This window comes from Variovorax ginsengisoli (genome assembly GCF_030486595.1).
In the GTDB taxonomy this organism is placed as follows: Bacteria; Pseudomonadota; Gammaproteobacteria; order Burkholderiales; family Burkholderiaceae_C; genus Variovorax; species Variovorax ginsengisoli_B.
Genome location: NZ_JAUJZH010000023.1, coordinates 24,759 through 42,144, shown reverse-complemented (window position 1 = coordinate 42,144; position 17,386 = coordinate 24,759). Strand labels below are relative to the sequence as shown.

The window sequence follows — 17,386 nt, the reverse complement described above, 5'->3', positions numbered from 1 at the left end:
GCTCTGAGCACCCCCTCGGGGGGCAGCGATACACGAAGTGATGAGCGTGGGGGCGATTCATCTCAGAGGCCCTCGCTCGTGCGCTCGGCGACGCGCAGGATCGCGCTGCGCGAGCGCGGGTTGCCCTCGACCTCGGCCTTCGAGGGCTTGACGCGCGCCAGGGCCTTGAGCTTCATCGCCTTCGGCGCCGCGAAGGGCGCGCGGCGGTCGTAGACCTCCTTCGAATGCTGGGCGATGAACTGCTTCACGATCCGGTCTTCCAGCGAATGGAAGCTGATCACGGCCAGCCGCCCCCCGGGCTGCAGCACGGCCAGGCTCGCCTCTAGCGCCTGTTGCAGCTCTTCAAGCTCGGCATTGATGAAAATCCGAAGAGCCTGAAATGTGCGCGTTGCAGGGTTCTGGCCCGGCTCGCGGGTTTTGACCGCGCCAGCCACGAGCTCGGCCAGCTCGGCGGTGGTTGAAACTGGGCCCCGTTCTTGTCGGCGAGCAACAATCGCCTTTGCAATCTGAACAGCAAACCGTTCTTCGCCATAGTCACGAATCACCTCCGCAATCTGTTGCTGCTCGGCTGTCGCCAGCCATTCGGAAACGCTCTCGCCGCGCGTGGTGTCCATGCGCATGTCGAGCGGTCCGTCGAAACGAAAAGAAAAACCCCGTGCGGGGTTGTCGATCTGGGGAGAGCTGACACCGAGGTCCATCAGCAGGCCTGCCACACTGGACCGCGGCAGTTCCCCCAGGTCCCTGAAGCCCTGGTGGCGGATGGAAAAACGCGCATCCTCGATGCGCGCTGCTTCGGCCACCGCTTCCGCGTCCTTGTCGAACGCGATCAGCCGGCCGGCGGGCCCGAGCCTCGCAAGGATCGCGCGGGCATGCCCCCCGCGTCCGAAGGTCGCGTCCACGTAGGTGCCCGCGGCCTCCGAGGCATCGGGGAAAAGTGCATCCACCGCTTCCTTCAACAAGACGGTGGTGTGGGTCCACGGCTGTTCCACTGCGCGCCTCAGAACGAGAAGTCCTGGAATACGTCCGGCATCTGGCCCTGGGTGGCCTCGGCCTCCTTGGCATCGTAGGTCGCCTTGTCCCAGAGTTCGAAGTGGTTGCCCATGCCGAGCAGCAGGGCATCGCGCGTGATGCCGGCGGCGGCGCGCAGTTCGGGCGAGACCAGCACGCGGCCGGTGCCGTCCATCTCGACGTCCATCGCGTTGCCGAGGAAGACCCGCTTCCACCACTGCGCCGACATCGGCAGCGCGGCGATGCGCTCGCGGAACTTCTCCCACTCGGGACGCGGGAACAGCATCAGGCAGCCGTGCGGATGCTTGGTGAACGTGAGCTGGCCGCCGGCGGTCGCGCTCAGGACGTCACGATGCCGGGTCGGCACGGAGAGCCGCCCCTTGGCATCCAGACTGAGCGATGAAGCGCCTTGAAACACGACCACGAGACCCCGGTGGTGGGAATTGCCGCGAGGCCCGAATCAGGCCTTGCTCGACACTTTTTCCCACTTAACTGCACTTTTTTCCACTGTAGCAGGAAACGCCTACTCCGCAACCGGGGTTCGGGGGTATTTTTTGTAATGGAATCAACGACTTAGCGGTGTTTTTGCACGCGCAAAAACACCGAATTCCGTTGCAAATGAAGCACTTAGCTCACGCAATGAAAGTAATGCATGAGCCGCGTCCTACGCCAGGCGATTCAGAGGATGAATCGAGAAAGGTCTTCGTCGTGACTTAGTGCCTGCAGGCGCTCGTCGACATAGGCGGCGTCGATGCGCACCGCCTGGCCATCGAGCTTGGCGGCATCGAAGCTGACTTCGTCGAGCAGCCGCTCCATGACGGTCGAGAGCCGCCGCGCGCCGATGTTCTCGGTCCGCTCGTTGACATCGAAGGCGATGCTCGCGAGCCGCGTGATGCCCTCGGGCGTGAATTCGAGCGTGACGCCCTCGGTCGCCAGCAAGGCCTGGTACTGCTTCACCAGCGAGGCCTGGGTCTGGGTCAGGATACTCTCGAAATCGGCCACCGACAGCGATTGCAGCTCGACCCGGATCGGGAAGCGGCCCTGCAGCTCGGGGATCAGGTCGCTCGGCTTGCTGAGGTGGAAGGCGCCGCTGGCGATGAACAGGATGTGGTCGGTGCGCACCACGCCGTACTTGGTGCTCACCGCCGTGCCTTCGACCAGCGGCAGCAGGTCGCGCTGCACGCCCTGACGCGAGACATCGGCGCCCTGCGCCTCGCTGCGGGTCGCGACCTTGTCGATCTCGTCGATGAAGACGATGCCGTTCTGCTCGGCGTTGTGGATCGCCTGGCTGCGGATCTCGTCCTCGTTGACCAGCTTGGCGGCCTCTTCGTCGATCAGGAGCCGCATCGCCTCGGCGATCTTGAGCTTGCGGGTCTTGCGCTTGGCCTGCCCCAGCTGGCCGAACATGCCGCGCAGCTGTTCGGTCATTTCCTCCATGCCGGCCGGCCCCATGATCTCGAGAGGCTGGCGGGTCTCGGCCAGGTCGATCTCGATCTCCTTGTCGTCGAGCGCGTGCTCGCGCAGCTTCTTGCGAAAGGCCTGGCGGGTCGGGCTGGCGCCATCGCCGGCAGCGCCGTCGGGCAGCCGTGCCGGCGGCAGCAGCACGTCGAGGATGCGCTCCTCGGCCGCATCCTCGGCCCGCATCCGGACCTTGGCGCTCTCGGCTTCGCGGGTCTGCTTGATCGCGATCTCGGCCAGGTCGCGGATGATCGAATCGACGTCCTTGCCGACATAGCCGACCTCGGTGAACTTGGTGGCTTCCACCTTGATGAAGGGCGCATCGGCCAGCCGCGCCAGCCGGCGCGCGATCTCGGTCTTGCCGACCCCGGTCGGGCCGATCATGAGGATGTTCTTGGGCGTGATCTCGGCGCGCAGCTTCTCCTCGACCTGCTGGCGGCGCCAGCGGTTGCGCAGCGCGATCGCGACCGCGCGCTTGGCCTGGGGCTGCCCGACGATGTGGTGGTCGAGCTCGGAGACGATTTCCTGGGGGGTCATGGACATGGAGGGGCTCGCGATTCTCAGAGGGTCTCGACCGTGTGGTGCATGTTCGTGTAAATGCAGAGTTCGCCGGCGATCTCCAGCGATTTCTTCACGATCTGCTCGGCGGGCAGCTCGGAGTTGTCGAGCAGCGCCTTGGCCGCGGCTTGTGCGTAGGCACCGCCGGAACCGATCGCGATGATGCCGTTCTCGGGCTCCAGCACGTCGCCGTTGCCGGTGATGATCAGCGAGCTGGTGGCGTCGGCCACGGCCAGCATGGCCTCGAGACGGCGCAGCACGCGGTCGGTGCGCCAGTCCTTGGTCAGCTCGATGGCGGCGCGCGCCAGGTGGCCCTGGTGCTTCTCGAGCTTGGCCTCGAAGCGCTCGAACAGAGTGAAGGCATCGGCGGTGGCGCCGGCGAAACCGGCCAGCACCTTGCCGTGGTAGAGCCGGCGCACCTTGCGCGCCGTGCCTTTGATGACGATGTTGCCCAGCGTGACCTGGCCGTCGCCGCCGATGGCGACCTGATCGGCGGCCCCTGCAACCTTGCGGCGGACGCTGACGATGGTGGTTCCGTGAAATTGTTCCATCGAAGCAACTTCAGGGCGAAGGGCCCGATCTCAACCCCCGGCCGGCGCCGAGTTCAGTCTTTTCTGAGGGCGACCGAGGCGTGGTCGGCGATGCCGATGACGTCGAAAAAGGCCGCCGCCAGGCGGTGGACGTCGGTGAAATGCACGCTGCGGCCGCTGCCGTGGTGGTCGCTGACCCAGTTGAGCAGGGTCCCGGCGGCGGCGAAATCGATCCGCACCAGGGCCGCACAGGACACCACAGGCGACGCCGCGTCGCCCAGTTCGGCGTCGAGCCGCTGCCAGGTCGAGAGCGACTCCCCGATCAGGTCGCCTACCAGCTGGCTGTGGCCCGGCTCCGGCGCGACGGCCTGGGGCGGCTCGTCGGCGCCGAAGGAGAAGGCCCGCGCGGGGGCGGCTGCCGCCGGCGCGGCGTCCAGCGACGCGAAGTCGCCCTTGGGATCTTCCCAGGGCGGCGGCGACACTTCGTAGGTGATGCAATAGTTGAGCGCCAGCAGCTCGAATTCGTCGCCGCGGTGCATCACCCGCAAGGCCGCCATGTGGAGTTGCCACCAGACGGCATCGACGCCGCGGTCGTTGGCCGGCGTGGCTTCGGCGAGCACCAGCAGCAGCCGGTCGCCGCCGCGGAAGCGCAGCTGCACGGTCGAGTCGGCCCAGTGGGTGAACAAGGCCCTCAGCGGTCCGGCCGCATCGGGCTCGATGGCGTCGAGCGCGCTCCAGTCGAGCCGCCACGACGGGCCGGCGGCGCCCAGGGCACGGGTCAGGCCGATCAGGCCCTCGCGCGCGAGCCGCGGCGGGCTGGGCCAGTCGGCATCGCTCGCCGGGGCCGGCGCCGGCACGGCCTGGCCCGGGGTCGCGGCGCGGGCCGAGCTGGCCAGGGCGCGGAACGAGAGCCACTCGGGCGCAGCCTGCTTCATCCGCTGGGCATAGCGGGTGCTGGCGGCCTCGAATTTCTCGGCGTCGCCGGTGGCGCGGTAGAGATCGAGCAGGGTGCGCCAGGTGTCGTCGTGCGAGCCGGTCGGGCTGTCGGGCGCCAGCGCCTGCAGCAGGATCGCCTCGGCGCCGGCATCGTCGCCGTGGGCATAGCGGATCGCGGCCTCCTCGATGCTGCCATCATGGGCGGGCAGCTGGACCTGGAGGCCCTGGACCCCGCCCTGCGGCACGCCCGGCACCGTGTCGGCATAGGCGCGCGCATGCTGTTCAGCCATGTGCGGCGCGCCATCGGCCGGCGCGCCTTCGGCGCCGGGGGCCGCGGCGCGGGGGTCGCGGCCTTTCCACCACTGCTGGGACATCTGCTCTTCGATCTCGTCGATCTTCTTGAGCGTGAGCGCCCGGCCATCGGATTTGTCGTTGGTGCTGCTGACGTTGAACGACGACGGCGTGGCCGCCGGGTCGCGCCCGCCGGCCGCCTCGCGCTGGCGCAGCTTGCGTAGCATGTCGAACTCGCGGCGGCGCACGAAGTCGTTGCGCTGCCGCCGCTCGATCATTTCCTTGAGCATTTCACGGCTGTAGCCGTTTTCGAGCGTCGACGACTCGTCGGCGTCGAGCTCGGACCAATCCTTGAGGGGATTGCGAACGAACTTCGCCACCTTCGACAGCAAGCGACCGGTTTCTTCCTTGGCCATGCGCAGCGTCTCCGTCCGGCTCCCTGGGTGATCAGTCGCCGAACATCTTCTGCTTCAGTTCGCGCCGCTGCTGTGCCTCGAGCGACAGCGTGGCGGTCGGACGGGCCAGCAGGCGGCCGACGCCGATCGGCTCGCCGGTCTCGTCGCAGTAGCCGTAGTCGCCGGCGTCGATGCGCTGGATCGACTGCTCGATCTTCTTGAGCAGCTTCCGCTCGCGGTCGCGGGTGCGCAGCTCGAGCGCGTGCTCTTCCTCGATGGTGGCGCGGTCGGCCGGGTCGGGCACGACCACGGTGTCTTCACGCAGGTGCTCGGTCGTCTCGCCGGCGTTCTCGAGGATGCCGCGCTTGAGTTCCTGCAGCTTCAGGCGGAAGAACGCCATCTGCTTCTCGTTCATGTACTCGGTGTCGGGCATCGCGATGACTTCGGCATCGCTGAGCTCCTCGGCCGACTTGGTCTTCCAGTTGTTGACCAGTTTCGGATCTTTCTTGACCGCGATCGGCGGCGGCGGCACCAGTGCGTTCGAGCTGATCTGCACGAAGCTGGACTTGGCCGCGGTGGAAGCCACCGATTGCGGCATGGAGGGGACCGTCAGCTGGGACAGCCGCGACACACGGCCGCCGCGTGCGGGAGCGGGGGCGGCAGTCGTTGCGGGTGTCGCCGGGGCGGAAGTAGATGAGGCGGCAGCCGTTTTTTTCATGGGACTCGATGGTGCAGGTGGCACGGCGTGGGCGCCGGCCGGTTTGGATGAGGGGGCGCCCGCGGCGGCCGCCGGCGCCTTGCTCTTGGCGGCGGGCTTGGGCGGCTCGGCAGCGGGCTTGGCGGAAACCTTCTTCGCCGCCGGTACCGCCTGCTTGGCAACCACCGTCTTCTTGACGGCCGGCTTCGACGCGGGCTTGGCTGTTGCGGCGGGTTTCTTCACGGTGACTGGCTCCTTCGATGGTCTCGGACGCGCATTCAGATCATGGGGGCTCGCCGATGGCGAACCCCGGGGTTATACCCCCGAATCCAACCCCGATACGCGCCCGACCCTATGCCGGAAGTCACACTTCGCCCCAGAAGGACGTGTCTGGCTCCCGTAACAGGCGCGCGATTGTATAGAGAGAACCGTCCCCAGGGCGGTCAAATCAGACCAGACACTGGTCGAGGCCCTGTTCGAGGATCTCGCGCGGCAGGTCGATGCCGATGAACACCATGCGGCTGGTGCGCTTTTCGTCGGTGCCCCAGGCCGGGCCGAGGTCGCTGCCCATCAGCTGGTGCACGCCCTGGAAGATCACCTTGCGCTCGGTGCCCTGCATGTGCAGCACGCCCTTGTAGCGCAGCATCCGCGGGCCGTAGATGTTGACGATGGCGCCCAGGAAATCTTCCAGCCGGGCCGGATCGAAGGCCCGGTCGGAGCGGTAGACGAAGCTCTTGACGTCGTCGTCGTGATGGTGGTGGTGGCCATGGCCTTCGTGCGCATGCGAGGGATGGTCGCAATGCTCGCCATGCGCGTGGTCATGGTCGTGGTCGTGCGCCTCTTCCTCCTTGAGGAAGTCCGGGTCGATGTCCAGCTTGGCATTGAGGTTGAAGCCGCGCAGGTCGAACACGTCCTTGATCGGCACATCGCCGAAATGCACCTTCTGCTGCGGCGCGCGCGGGTTCATGTGCTTGAGGCGGTGGATCAGCGCCTCGGTCTCTTCCTCGGCGACCAGGTCGCTCTTGCTGATGAAGATCTGGTCGGCAAAGCCGACCTGGCGCCGGGCTTCCTGGCGGTCGTTGAGCTGCTGCGGGGCATGCTTGGCATCGACCAGCGTCAGGATCGAGTCGAGCAGGTAGCTCTCGGCGATCTCGTCGTCCATGAAGAAGGTCTGCGCCACCGGGCCGGGATCGGCCAGGCCGGTGGTCTCGATCACCACCCGGTCGAAGTCCAGCAGGCCCTTGCGCTTCTTGGCCGCCAGCAGCTGCAGCGCCTCGCGCAGGTCCTCGCGGATGGTGCAGCAGATGCAGCCGTTGCTCATCTGGACGATCTGCTCCTTCGACTCGGTGACCAGGATGTCGTTGTCGATGTTCTCCTCGCCGAATTCGTTCTCGATCACGGCGATCTTCTGGCCATGGGCCTCGCTCAGGATCCGCTTGAGCAGGGTGGTCTTGCCGGAGCCGAGGAAGCCGGTGAGGATGGTGGCGGGGATGAGGGCCATGGGAATGCTCCGGGGAGAAACGGGGAAACCGGGAAACGGGGGGAAGGCGGGAAGTTTAGCGACGCCGGCTCGGCCGCGCCGCGGCAAGGTCAAAGGCTATTTGCGCACCACCACCAGGCCTTTCAAGTACTCGCCTTCGGGGAACTCGATGGTCATCGGGTGGTCGGGCGCCGCGCCGAGGCGCTCGGTGATGTAGCCGTCGACCCCGGCGTCGATGCCGGCCGATGCCACGATCTTGTGGAACAGGTCGGCGCCGATGCCGCCCGAACACGAGAAGGTCAGCAGGTGGCCGCCCGGCGCCAGCAGCTTGAAGGCCTGCCGGTTGAGGTCCTTGTAGGCGCGCGCGGCGCGTTCGGCGTGGGCCACCGTGGGGGCGAACTTCGGCGGGTCGAGCACGATCGCATCGAACTGCCGCCCCTCCTCGACGAAGCGGCGCAGGCTGGCGTTGACGTCGGCATCGAGGAATTCGCAACGGGCATCGTCGAAGCCGTTCAGGGTCACGTGGGCCCGCGCGCGCTCCAGCGCCGGCTGCGACGAATCGATCGAGACCAGCTGGGCGCCCTCGACCGAGCCCGCCGCCTTCAGGCCGGCCAGGGCGGCGACCGTGAAGCCACCGGTGTAGCAGAAGCAGTTCAGCACGCGGCGAAAGCGCCGCCGCGCGGCCAGTTCGGCGAAGCGCTGGCGGCTGTCGCGCTGGTCGAGGTAGAAGCCGGTCTTGTGACCGGTCGCGATGTCCAGGCCCAGCTGCCAGTCGTGCTCGCGGATGCGCAATTCGGTCGGGCCGCTGCCGCGCAGCCAGCCGGTCTGCGGCTTCAGGCCTTCGCGCTCGCGGCCGCTGGCATCGGAGCGCTCGTAGAGCTTGTCGAGGCCGGTGGCGGCGAGCAGCGCGTCGGCCAGCGGCGCCTTCCAGCGCTCGACGCCGGCCGACAGGAACTGCGCCACCAGCGTGTCGCCATAGCGGTCGACGATCAGGCCCGGCAGGCCGTCGGCCTCGCCGTGGATCAGCCGCACCCCATCGCTCTGGAGGTCGAACAGCAGCCGGGCGCGGACCGCTTGCGCGACCCTCGCCGCCAGGAAGGCGGCATCGATGCGCTGCCCCTCGTCGAAGCTCCAGGCGCGGGCCCGGATCTTCGAATGCGGGCTGTACGCGGCCCAAGCCAGGAAACGGCCGTCCTCGGCCTCGATGCGGACGGTTTCGCCGGCATCGCCGCCGCCCTTGGCGATCGCGGATTCGAACACCCAGGGGTGGCGGCGCAGCAGCGAACGCTCCTTGCCGGGACGCAGACGCAGAAGCTTCATGAATGACCGTTCTTGTTGCCGCGCCGCGAGCCGCCGCCCGCTGGCGGCCCCTCGTCGCGCGCCTGGGCCCGGGGATGGGCGGCGTCGTAGGCCTTGGCCAGGTGCTGGAAATCCAGCCGGGTGTAGACCTGGGTGGTGGAAATGCTGGCGTGCCCCAGCAGCTCCTGCACCGCGCGCAGGTCGCTGCTGGATTGCAGCAGGTGGCTGGCGAAAGAGTGCCGCAGCATGTGCGGATGGACCGGCGCCGACAGGCCGGCCTTGAGGCTGCGCCCGCGCAGCTGCTTCCAGACCGCATGGGCCGAGCAGCGGGTGCCGTTGCGGCCGATGAACAATGCCGCCGCGTTGCCGGGGTCGCGCAGACCTGCGGCCTCCAGCGCCGCACAGTCGCCGCGCACCGCCAGCCAGGCGGCCAGCGCCTCGAGCGCCTTGCTGCCGACCGGCACCAGGCGGCGCTTGCTGCCCTTGCCGAGCACGTTGGCCTCGGCGGCATCGAGGTCGATCCAGCCCCGCGCCGTGCCGCTCGGCTGCACGTCCAGCCCGACCAGTTCGCCGACCCGCAGGCCGCAGCCATAGAGCAGCTCGACGATCGCGCGGTCGCGCGCCTCGTCCCAGGGGTCGGCCTCGGCGTCGTGCAGTTCGGCCAGCCGCACCGCGTCATCGACCGCGAGCGCCTTGGGCAGCGGACGCGCCGCCTTCGGCGCATGGACGTCCTGGACCGGGTTGGCACCGATCAGCCCCTCGTTGCCCAGCCAGCGGTAGAAGCTGCGCCAGCACGAGAGCACCAGCGCGATGCCGCGCGACTCGCGGCCGGCGCCATGCAGCTGGGCCATCCAGCGGCGCACGTGGGCGGTCTGGACCTGGTCGAGCGCCAGCCCGGCGGCGGCGGCGTTCTGCGCCAGCGCCGCGAGGTGGATGGCATACAGCTCGACCGTGCGCGCCGCCAGCCGGCGCTCGACCCGCACGTGCTCGAGGTATTTCTCGATTGGGGCCGGCATTGCAGCGGGCGCCGCTTCAGTGGAGATAGCCATTCACCGCATTGTTCACGATCGCGAAAGGCTCGCGCAACGCACCTTTGAAGGCCATGCCCCAGGTCTGCCAGCAGCTGCTCGGCGCGGCGGCGAACTGGACGTCGAACTGGCGGTCGAAGCCGCCGGCGTGCGCCAGCCGCTCCGCCCGCCAGAGGTGATAGGGCTCGGTCACGACGACCACGCTGTGGATGCCGGCCGCCTGCAGCACGGCGCGCGACAGCGCCAGGTTCTCGCGCGTCGACTGCGAGCCACCCTCCAGCAGCGCGCTTCCGGCATAACCCACGCTGCGCGCATGCCGCGCCATCACCTCGGCCTCGATCCGGCCGTCCTCGCGATCGACGCCGCCCGAAAACACCAGCTGGCGGACCGCCCCGGCCTTGGCGAGCGCGACGCCGGCGTCGACCCGGCCGGTCATGCAGGGGTTCGGCCGGCCGTCTTTGTAGGCCCGGTTGCCGAGCACCAGCGCCGCATCGGCGGGACGCGGCGGGGGATCGGCGAGGCGGGCGAGCGCGTGGCGCCACACCATCAGGTGGATCGCCGCGTAGCCCGCCAGGAGGATCGCCAGCACGCTCCAGGCGGCGCGCCGCAGGGTACGGTTCAAGGGCGCAGCCGCGACAGCGCGCCCGAGGCGAGCTCGGCGATGCGCTCCAGGAAATCGGTGCCCATCTCGGGGTTGAAGCGCTGGGCGTCCGGCGAGGCCAGCACCAGCAGGCCGAAGGCCGCGGCCTCGGGCTCGGGCCGCAGCGGGATCAGGGCGATCGACACCGCGGCCTGCGGCTCGGCCAGCCAACCGGCCGCCTCGAAGCCGGAGTTCAAGCCGCAATAGGGAGCCGTCAGCGAGGTGGCGAGCGCCTTGACGTCGTCGCTGACCCACTGGGCGTAGGCCTCGTCCCGGTAGGCGCTGTCGCAATCCCAGACCTTGATGGCGGTCTGCGGCACCAGGAACAGCGACTGCAGCTGGCCGGCGATCTGCCCCGGCAGCCCGCGCGGGTCGCGCGTGGTGAGCAGGCCGCGGGTCCAGCGCTGCAGGCGGTCGGCCGTGACCACGTTCTCGGTCCCGTGGCGCACCATGTCCATGACGCGATGCTCGAGCGCCTTGATCTTCTCGCGCAGCATCTCGGCCTGGCGCTCCTGCAGGCTGACGGCACGGTTGCCGTGCGGGCTGGTCAGCTGGACCTGGCCGAGCAGCTGGGCATGGCGCTCGAAGAAGTCGGGCGTGTTCGCCAGGTAGTTGGCAATGTCGTCTTCGGTGATCGGGTTCATGGCGTTGGCGTTGAAATTGTTCATGACGGGTCCGGCACCTCGATGTCGCCCTCGAAGACCGTGATCGCGGGGCCGGTCATCAGGACCGGTGCACCGTCGGCGGTCCATTCGATGGTGAGCAGTCCGCCGCGGGTCTGGACGTCGACCCTCGTGTCGAGCAGGCCGAGCCGGATGCCCGCGACCACCGCGGCGCAGGCGCCGGTGCCGCAGGCCAGGGTCTCGCCGGCGCCGCGCTCGAAGACCCGCAGCCGAACGTGGGCGCGGTCGACCACCTGCATGAAGCCGGCGTTGACGCGTTGCGGGAAGCGAGGGTGGTGCTCGATCAGCGGGCCCTGCGCCGCGACCGGTGCGGTGTCGACGTCGGCGACGATCTGCACCGCGTGCGGGTTGCCCATCGACAGCACGGCGACGGCCACGATCGCGCTGCCCGCATGGGTGCCGAGCGCCAGGTGCCAGGTGTGCCATCCGCCTTCGGGCTGCGGGTCGAGGCCGGCGGGGTCGAAGGGCACGCGGGCCAGGTCGAAGACCGGGGCGCCCATGTCGACCGTGACCCGGCCGTCGGCCCCCATGCGCGGCTCGATCACACCCGACAGCGTCTGCACCCGCACCGCGTCCTTGACCGTCAGTTGGCGCTCGCGCACGAAGCGCATGAAGCAGCGCGCGCCGTTGCCGCATTGCTCGACCTCGCCGCCGTCGGCGTTGTGGATCACGTACTGGAAATCGATGCCCGGCGCCGGCGACGGCCGCACCGAGAGGATCTGGTCGGCGCCGACGCCGAAATGGCGGTCGGCCAGGAAGCGGTACTGCGCGGCGTCGAGGCCGAGCGTGCCGCGGGTTTCGTCCAGCACGACGAAGTCGTTGCCGGCGCCCTGCATCTTGGTGAAGCGGATTCGCATCCCGGGATTATCGGCTGACCATCCCGCCGGCCCCGGGCCGGACTTCAGAACTTGCGGTTGTAGGTGAAGATCAGGCCGGCGGTGCCGAGGGTCCCGATCTGCACGGAATCCGCCTTCGTGAACTTGTAGCCGATCGCGGGGATGATGCCGAGGCCGAAGCCGTCATGGTTGTAGGGCACCTTGTCCTTGTACTGGCCCACGTAGCCGTAGATGATGCCGCCCGACAGCTTGAAGTACAGCGACGGATAGCCGAACAGGTTGTCCCAGCGATAGCCGTAATAGGCATACGCGGACGCCTGGCCGAAGGAATTCTGGAACGCCGACAGGCCCCACATCCAGCCGTCGGGCTGGTTGCGCTCGAGGCCCAGCAGGTACACATGCGTGTGTTCGTCCTCGTTGCTGAAGTGGACCGCGAAAGGGCCGACGACCAGCTCCCACCATGGTTCTTTACTGAACGAATCCTGAACATCCGACGGCTGGCCGAAGGCCGTGTGCGATGCCAGGGAAATCAATGCGATGCCAAGGAGCGAGCCGGTCCGGAATTTCATGTGGGCCGGATTCTGCCCGGAAGATCATCCGAATTCCACCTTTCGGGTTACAGCCCAATCTGAAAGAACCTGAATCGCATCGTCGGCCATCCGTTGCTGGGCCGGCGGCTGGCGACGCTCCAGCGGCGCGCCGGCCTCGGCGCGCAGCGCATCGACGTCGATCGGATGGCGGGCCGCCACCGGCACGCCCTCGAAGGCGGCGCCCGATTGCGCGAGCGAGGCGGCGTAGTAGAGCTGGCCAATGCCGGCGATCCGCATCGCCGCCACGCACAGGGCGCAGGGCTCGCACGAGGTGTAGAGCTCGCAGCCGCCGAGATCGACGGTCTTCAGGTTGCGGCAGGCGTCGCGAATCGCCTCGATCTCGCCGTGCGAGGTCGGGTCGAAATGCGCCACCGAGTGGTTGAAGCCCTCGCCGACGACCACGCCGTCCTTCACCACCAGCGCCGCGAACGGCTCGGTGCCGGGCGTCGTCAAGGCCTGGGCCGACAACGCGATGGCGCGCTTCATGAATTCTTCCTGGTACATCGTGTTTTCTCCGTCGGGGATGTCAGATCAACGAGCCGTTGCGCGCGCAGATGCGCCCGCCGGCCACGACCAGCCGGCGCGGCGGTCGCGCCACGATGGCCTCGGCCACGGTCTGCGCATCGACCAGCACCAGGTCGGCCCGGTCGCCCGGTGCCAGGCCATAGGCCTCGAAGCCGCAGCCGCGCGCACCGGCGTGGGTGACGCAGTCGAGCGCGACGTCCAGTTCGTCGTCGCGGCGCAGGTTGTAGCGCAGGCCGATCAGCATCGCGCGCTCGAGCATGTCGGGGTTGCCGTAGGGCGACCAGGTGTCGCGGATGCCGTCGTTGCCGCCCAGCACCGTGAGGCCGGCCTGGCGGCAGGCCAGCAAGGGCGGCACGCTGCGCGACGGCGGCGCGCTGGTGATCAGCACCATGCCGAGCTGCGCCATGCGCGCGATCAGCGGGTCGCGCTCGGCCGGCGGCAGGTCGCCGAGGCAGAAGCCATGGCTGATCGCCACCTTGCCCTGCATGCCGAGAGCGGCGATGCGGTCCATGATCAGCCCGAGCGAGAAGGCGCCCATCGCGCCCGGCTCGTGCAGGTGGATGTCGAGGCCGCAGCCGCGGCGTTCGGCGATGCCGAAGAGCGTGTCGAGCGAGCGCACCGGGTCGCCGTCGATCGCGCAGGGATCGAGCCCGCCGAGCAGGTCGGCGCCCGCGCCCATCGCCTGCTCGAGCAGCGCCGCGGTGCCGGGCCGCTGCAGCAGGCCGGACTGCGGGAAGGCCACGATCTGGATCTGCTGCAGGGCCTGCATGGCCTCGCGCGTGCGCGCCACGCCCTCGAGATGGCGCAGCCCGGCCTGGGTGTCGATGTCGACATGGGTGCGCAGGCGGGTCGTGCCGCGGACCAGGAAGGCCCGGGCCAGCGCCAGCGACTGGCCCGCCGCATCGTGGCCGCTGGCCTCGCGGAAGGCGCGTTCGTTGTCGATCTTGTCGACCAGCCGGGTGCCGACTTCGTTGCGGTACCAGGCCATGCCCCAGAGAGTCTTGTCGAGATGGGTGTGGCCCTCGACCAGGCCGGGCAGCAGCAAGGCGCCGCCGCCGTCTTCGATGTCGATCCGCTCCTGCGGCGCCTCCAGGGCGCTGCCGATCGCCGCGATCCGGCCGTCGCGCAGCAGCAGGTCGACCGGCGCCCGGCCCAGCGGGCGCACGTTGCGGATCAGGAGGGGATCGGGCAGGGACATGGGCCTTAAACCCACCCGGCGCGCCGGAAGCGGTAGTAGAGATAGCCGGATATCGCCGCGATCAGCAGCAGCGCCAACGGATAGCCAAAGCGCCATTGCAGCTCGGGCATGTGCTGGAAGTTCATGCCCCAGATGCCCGCGAACGCGGTGCAGACCGCGAAGATCGCCGCCCAGGCGGCCAGCCGCTTGGTGACCTCGCCGTCCTCGATCGTGACCATCGACAGGTTGACGCTGATCGCCGTGCCGATGGTGTCGCGGCTGGCATCGACCGAGGCGTTGATACGGCCCAAGTGGTCGACCACGTCGCGGAAATACTCCTGCGAGCCGGCGCAGATCTGCGGCACCCGGCCGCCGTGCAGCTTGCCGACGCCTTCGAGCAGCGGCGCGACCGCATGCTTGAGCACCGTGAGCCGCCGCTTCAAGGCGTAGAGCCGCTCAATGCTCTCGCGCGCCGAGCCCTTGGTGAAGATCCGCATCTCGATCTTCTCCAGCTCGACCTCGAGCGCGTCGATCACCGGGAAGTAGCGGTCGACCACCGCATCCATCAGCGCGTACAGCACGAAGCCAGGCCCTTGGCGCAGCAAGTCGGGCTCGCGCTCGCAGCGCTGGCGGACTTCGACGAAGCCGTGCTCGCTGCGGTTGCGCACCGAGACCACGTAGTTGCGGCCGACGAAGACATCGACCTCGCCGACGCCGAGTTCGCCCTGGTCGAGCCCATCGGGCTCCAGCAGGTGCATCACCGCGAACAGCGAATCGGCGTACTCCTCGACCTTGGGCCGCTGGTGGCCATGCTGCGCATCCTCGACCGCCAGCGGATGGAGGTCGAATTCCTGCTGCAGCTCGGCCAGCTCTGCGGGCGTCGCCTCGTGCAGCGCCACCCACACGAAGCAGCCCGGCCGCGACAGGTAGTCGCTGATCTCGGAAATCGGAATGTCGGCGAGCTTTGAACCGTCCTGGTAGACGACGCAGTTGATGAGCATGGCGGGGGGCCCGGGCGATGGAGACGGATGATCTTGCCACGCCCCGCGCGGCGGCGAGACGAACTCAGCCGCGCGACGGCCGGTCGTCCAGCCGCTGCAGCAGCTTGCCGATCAGGTCGATCGGCAGCGGGAACACGATGGTCGAGTTCTTGTCGGCGCCGATCACCGTGAGCGTCTCCAGGTAGCGCAGCTGCAGGGCCTGCGGATGCCGGCCCAGGATCTCGGCCGCCTCGGCCAGCTTGACCGAGGCCTGCAGCTCGCCCTCGGCATGGATCACCTTGGCGCGTCGCTCGCGCTCCGCCTCGGCCTGGCGGGCGATCGCGCGCACCATGTTCTCGTTGAGGTCGACATGCTTGATCTCGACATTGGTCACCTTGATGCCCCAGAGGTCGGTCTGGGCCGCGAGGATCTTCTGGATGTCGAGGTTGAGCCGCTCGCGCTCGGCCAGCAGGTCGTCGAGCTCGTGCTTGCCGAGCACTGCGCGCAGCGTGGTCTGGGCCAGCTGGCTGGTGGCCTCGAAGTACTTCTCGACCTGGATCACCGCCTTCTCGGGATCGACGACGCGGAAATAGAGCACCGCGTTGACCTTCACCGACACGTTGTCGCGCGTGATCACGTCCTGGCTCGGCACGTCGAGCACCATCACGCGCAGGCCGACCCGCACCATCTGCTGCAGGCCGGGGACCAGGATCACCAGGCCCGGCCCCTTGACCTTCCAGAAGCGCCCGAGCTGGAACACCACGCCGCGCTCGTACTCGCGCAGGATGCGCAGCGAGGCCGCTGCGAGCAGCGCCACCAGCAGGACGAACAGCGCCAGCAGCACCATGTTGAAGTTGAAGAACATGTCTCAAGCCCGCGACGGGCCCTCCGTGTTGTCCTCCGCCACCTGCAAGGCCAGCCCCTGCACGCGCATCACGCGGATGCGGCGGCCCGCGCGCAGGCCCTGCGCGCCGCGCACCTTCCAGTAGTCGCCCTGGATCTGCGCCCAGCCCTCGCCGTCGGCGAACTCGACCAGCTCGCCGGTGGCCCCGACCAAGGTCGAGACCCCGAGCACCGGCGGCCGCCGCCGGCTCTTGGCGGCGGCACCCGCGACCACCACGATGAAGCCGGCCGAGACCACCGCCAGCGCGCCGACCAGCCACAGCGGGACGCCGAAGCCGGGTGCCTCGTTGTCGATCAGCAGCACGGCGCCGATACAGAAGGCGGCGATGCCGCCGACCCCGAGTGCGCCGAATGTCGGCAGGAAGGCCTCGGCGATCAGGAAGGCCACGCCGAGGAAGATCAGCGCCAGCCCGGCGTAGTTGACCGGCAGCATCTGCAGCCCGAAGAGCGCCAGCAGCAGGCTGATCGCGCCCACCACGCCCGGCAGCACGAAGCCCGGGTTCGAGAACTCGAACAGCAGGCCATAGATGCCCAGCATCATCAGCACCAGCGCCAGGCTCGGCTCGGTGATCACCGACAGCACCCGGCTGCGCCAGTCGGCATCGAACACCAGCACCTGGGCCTGCCGCGTCGACAACCGCAGCGTCCCCTGCGCCGTGCGCACCTCGCGGCCGTCGACCTGGCGCAGCAGGTCGGCCACATCCTGCGCGACCAGCGTGATGACGTTCTTCTGCAATGCTTCGGCCGCCGACAGGCTGGCCGACTCGCGCACCGCCAGCTCGCCCCAGTCGGCGTTGCGCCCGCGCAGCTGCGCCAGGCTGCGCAGGTAGGCCGAGGCGTCGGCCAGCCGCTTGGCGGCCATCGTGTCCGGCACGGCCGGCGTCGGCGCCCCGATCGCCACCGGCGTCGCGGCGCCGAGGTTGCTGGCCGGCGCCATCGCGGCGATGTGGCTGGCGTAGAGGATGTAGGTGCCGGCGCTGGCGGCGCGGGCGCCGTCCGGCGCCACGAAGGTCGCCACCGGCACCGGGGAGGCCAGGATGTCCTTGACGATGTCGCGCATCGAGGCGTCGAGACCGCCGGGCGTGTCGAGCTGGATCACGGCGAGCCGGGCCTGTTCGCGGGCCGCCAGCCGGAGGCCGCGGCGCACGTGGTCGACCGCGGCCGGGCCGATGGCGCCGTCGAGCTCCATCAGGACGACGGTGCCAGGCGAAGCGGGCGCGGGTGCAGCGGCAGGCACGGCTTGGGCGCCGGCCGCTCCCATCGCGTGGGCGAGGAGGACCAGTCCCATCAGCCATGTGGTGGCGGACCGCATCCGATGATTCTAGGCACCGCCGCGAGGCGTGTCACATGACGCTCGTCGCACGCGGCGCCC

The 17,386-nt window shown here is 69.0% G+C and carries 18 protein-coding genes; all 18 read right to left on the bottom strand.

What is annotated here, in order from left to right:
• Nucleotides 1-62: 62 nt before the first annotated feature.
• The 18 genes from rsmH to QZH52_RS26640 all read right to left on the bottom strand — a co-directional run bounded on the left by rsmH (nt 63) and on the right by QZH52_RS26640 (nt 17,326).
• Nucleotides 63-989: a 16S rRNA (cytosine(1402)-N(4))-methyltransferase RsmH gene (gene rsmH, locus QZH52_RS26725; RefSeq protein WP_301813726.1), complete on the bottom strand. Its 927-nt coding sequence runs from the start codon at nt 987-989 to the stop codon at nt 63-65.
• Between the two features lie 8 nt (nt 990-997).
• Nucleotides 998-1,426, bottom strand: a complete 429-nt coding sequence (gene mraZ, locus QZH52_RS26720) for a division/cell wall cluster transcriptional repressor MraZ (protein WP_286523971.1) — start codon at nt 1,424-1,426, stop codon at nt 998-1,000.
• 260 nt (nt 1,427-1,686) lie between these two features.
• The gene (gene hslU, locus QZH52_RS26715) at nt 1,687-3,009 is read right to left on the bottom strand and encodes an ATP-dependent protease ATPase subunit HslU (protein WP_286523872.1); all 1,323 of its coding nucleotides are present in this window, start codon (nt 3,007-3,009) and stop codon (nt 1,687-1,689) included.
• A gap of 17 nt (nt 3,010-3,026) precedes the next feature.
• Nucleotides 3,027-3,575 (bottom strand): ATP-dependent protease subunit HslV, encoded by a 549-nt coding sequence (gene hslV, locus QZH52_RS26710; RefSeq protein ID WP_286533963.1) that lies wholly within the window; start codon nt 3,573-3,575, stop codon nt 3,027-3,029.
• Nucleotides 3,576-3,628: 53 nt separating this feature from the next.
• Nucleotides 3,629-5,197, bottom strand: coding sequence for an STAS domain-containing protein (locus QZH52_RS26705; RefSeq protein ID WP_301813724.1), 1,569 nt, complete (start codon nt 5,195-5,197; stop codon nt 3,629-3,631).
• A 31-nt stretch (nt 5,198-5,228) separates the two neighbouring features.
• On the bottom strand, nt 5,229-6,116 hold the full coding sequence (dksA, locus tag QZH52_RS26700; protein WP_301813723.1) for an RNA polymerase-binding protein DksA: 888 nt from the start codon (nt 6,114-6,116) through the stop codon (nt 5,229-5,231).
• Nucleotides 6,117-6,321: 205 nt separating this feature from the next.
• On the bottom strand, nt 6,322-7,374 hold the full coding sequence (locus QZH52_RS26695) for a CobW family GTP-binding protein (protein WP_301813722.1): 1,053 nt from the start codon (nt 7,372-7,374) through the stop codon (nt 6,322-6,324).
• Nucleotides 7,375-7,470: 96 nt separating this feature from the next.
• Complete coding sequence (locus QZH52_RS26690; RefSeq protein WP_301813720.1) at nt 7,471-8,673, bottom strand: class I SAM-dependent rRNA methyltransferase; 1,203 nt, start codon at nt 8,671-8,673, stop codon at nt 7,471-7,473.
• Complete coding sequence (locus QZH52_RS26685) at nt 8,670-9,701, bottom strand: tyrosine recombinase XerC (RefSeq protein WP_301813717.1); 1,032 nt, start codon at nt 9,699-9,701, stop codon at nt 8,670-8,672. The genes QZH52_RS26690 and QZH52_RS26685 overlap by 4 nt, the downstream gene beginning before the upstream one ends.
• The gene (locus tag QZH52_RS26680) at nt 9,685-10,302 is read right to left on the bottom strand and encodes a YdcF family protein (RefSeq protein ID WP_301813715.1); all 618 of its coding nucleotides are present in this window, start codon (nt 10,300-10,302) and stop codon (nt 9,685-9,687) included. Before QZH52_RS26680 ends, QZH52_RS26685 begins: the two co-directional genes overlap by 17 nt.
• A complete protein-coding gene (locus QZH52_RS26675; protein WP_301813714.1) occupies nt 10,299-10,988 on the bottom strand; it encodes a DUF484 family protein in 690 nt (229 codons plus the stop codon). The genes QZH52_RS26680 and QZH52_RS26675 overlap by 4 nt, the downstream gene beginning before the upstream one ends.
• Nucleotides 10,985-11,860, bottom strand: a complete 876-nt coding sequence (dapF, locus tag QZH52_RS26670) for a diaminopimelate epimerase (RefSeq protein ID WP_301813712.1) — start codon at nt 11,858-11,860, stop codon at nt 10,985-10,987. Before dapF ends, QZH52_RS26675 begins: the two co-directional genes overlap by 4 nt.
• Nucleotides 11,861-11,904: 44 nt before the next feature.
• On the bottom strand, nt 11,905-12,408 hold the full coding sequence (locus tag QZH52_RS26665) for an ABC transporter ATP-binding protein (RefSeq protein ID WP_301813711.1): 504 nt from the start codon (nt 12,406-12,408) through the stop codon (nt 11,905-11,907).
• 24 nt (nt 12,409-12,432) lie between these two features.
• Entirely contained in the window at nt 12,433-12,915 is a 483-nt protein-coding gene (locus QZH52_RS26660) for a nucleoside deaminase (RefSeq protein ID WP_301813710.1), read from the bottom strand.
• A gap of 40 nt (nt 12,916-12,955) precedes the next feature.
• A complete protein-coding gene (locus QZH52_RS26655) occupies nt 12,956-14,152 on the bottom strand; it encodes an amidohydrolase family protein (protein ID WP_301813709.1) in 1,197 nt (398 codons plus the stop codon).
• 5 nt (nt 14,153-14,157) lie between these two features.
• Nucleotides 14,158-15,132, bottom strand: a complete 975-nt coding sequence (gene corA, locus QZH52_RS26650; protein WP_301813708.1) for a magnesium/cobalt transporter CorA — start codon at nt 15,130-15,132, stop codon at nt 14,158-14,160.
• Nucleotides 15,133-15,196: 64 nt separating this feature from the next.
• Nucleotides 15,197-15,976, bottom strand: coding sequence for a slipin family protein (locus tag QZH52_RS26645; RefSeq protein WP_301813707.1), 780 nt, complete (start codon nt 15,974-15,976; stop codon nt 15,197-15,199).
• Between the two features lie 3 nt (nt 15,977-15,979).
• Entirely contained in the window at nt 15,980-17,326 is a 1,347-nt protein-coding gene (locus tag QZH52_RS26640) for an NfeD family protein (protein ID WP_301813706.1), read from the bottom strand.
• Nucleotides 17,327-17,386: the final 60 nt, after the last annotated feature.

Excerpts from the sequence above, each read along its gene's own strand:
- hslU (WP_286523872.1), bottom strand. The coding sequence starts at position 3,009 with ATGTCCATGACCCCCCAGGAAATCGTCTCCGAGCTCGACCACCACATC.
- hslV (WP_286533963.1), bottom strand. The coding sequence starts at position 3,575 with ATGGAACAATTTCACGGAACCACCATCGTCAGCGTCCGCCGCAAGGTT.
- QZH52_RS26705 (WP_301813724.1), bottom strand. The coding sequence starts at position 5,197 with ATGGCCAAGGAAGAAACCGGTCGCTTGCTGTCGAAGGTGGCGAAGTTC.
- QZH52_RS26695 (WP_301813722.1), bottom strand. The coding sequence starts at position 7,374 with ATGGCCCTCATCCCCGCCACCATCCTCACCGGCTTCCTCGGCTCCGGC.
- QZH52_RS26690 (WP_301813720.1), bottom strand. The coding sequence starts at position 8,673 with ATGAAGCTTCTGCGTCTGCGTCCCGGCAAGGAGCGTTCGCTGCTGCGC.
- QZH52_RS26685 (WP_301813717.1), bottom strand. The coding sequence starts at position 9,701 with ATGGCTATCTCCACTGAAGCGGCGCCCGCTGCAATGCCGGCCCCAATC.
- QZH52_RS26675 (WP_301813714.1), bottom strand. The coding sequence starts at position 10,988 with ATGAACAATTTCAACGCCAACGCCATGAACCCGATCACCGAAGACGAC.
- dapF (WP_301813712.1), bottom strand. The coding sequence starts at position 11,860 with ATGCGAATCCGCTTCACCAAGATGCAGGGCGCCGGCAACGACTTCGTC.
- QZH52_RS26665 (WP_301813711.1), bottom strand. The coding sequence starts at position 12,408 with ATGAAATTCCGGACCGGCTCGCTCCTTGGCATCGCATTGATTTCCCTG.
- QZH52_RS26660 (WP_301813710.1), bottom strand. The coding sequence starts at position 12,915 with ATGAAGCGCGCCATCGCGTTGTCGGCCCAGGCCTTGACGACGCCCGGC.
- QZH52_RS26655 (WP_301813709.1), bottom strand. The coding sequence starts at position 14,152 with ATGTCCCTGCCCGATCCCCTCCTGATCCGCAACGTGCGCCCGCTGGGC.
- corA (WP_301813708.1), bottom strand. The coding sequence starts at position 15,132 with ATGCTCATCAACTGCGTCGTCTACCAGGACGGTTCAAAGCTCGCCGAC.
- QZH52_RS26645 (WP_301813707.1), bottom strand. The coding sequence starts at position 15,976 with ATGTTCTTCAACTTCAACATGGTGCTGCTGGCGCTGTTCGTCCTGCTG.
- QZH52_RS26640 (WP_301813706.1), bottom strand. The coding sequence starts at position 17,326 with ATGCGGTCCGCCACCACATGGCTGATGGGACTGGTCCTCCTCGCCCAC.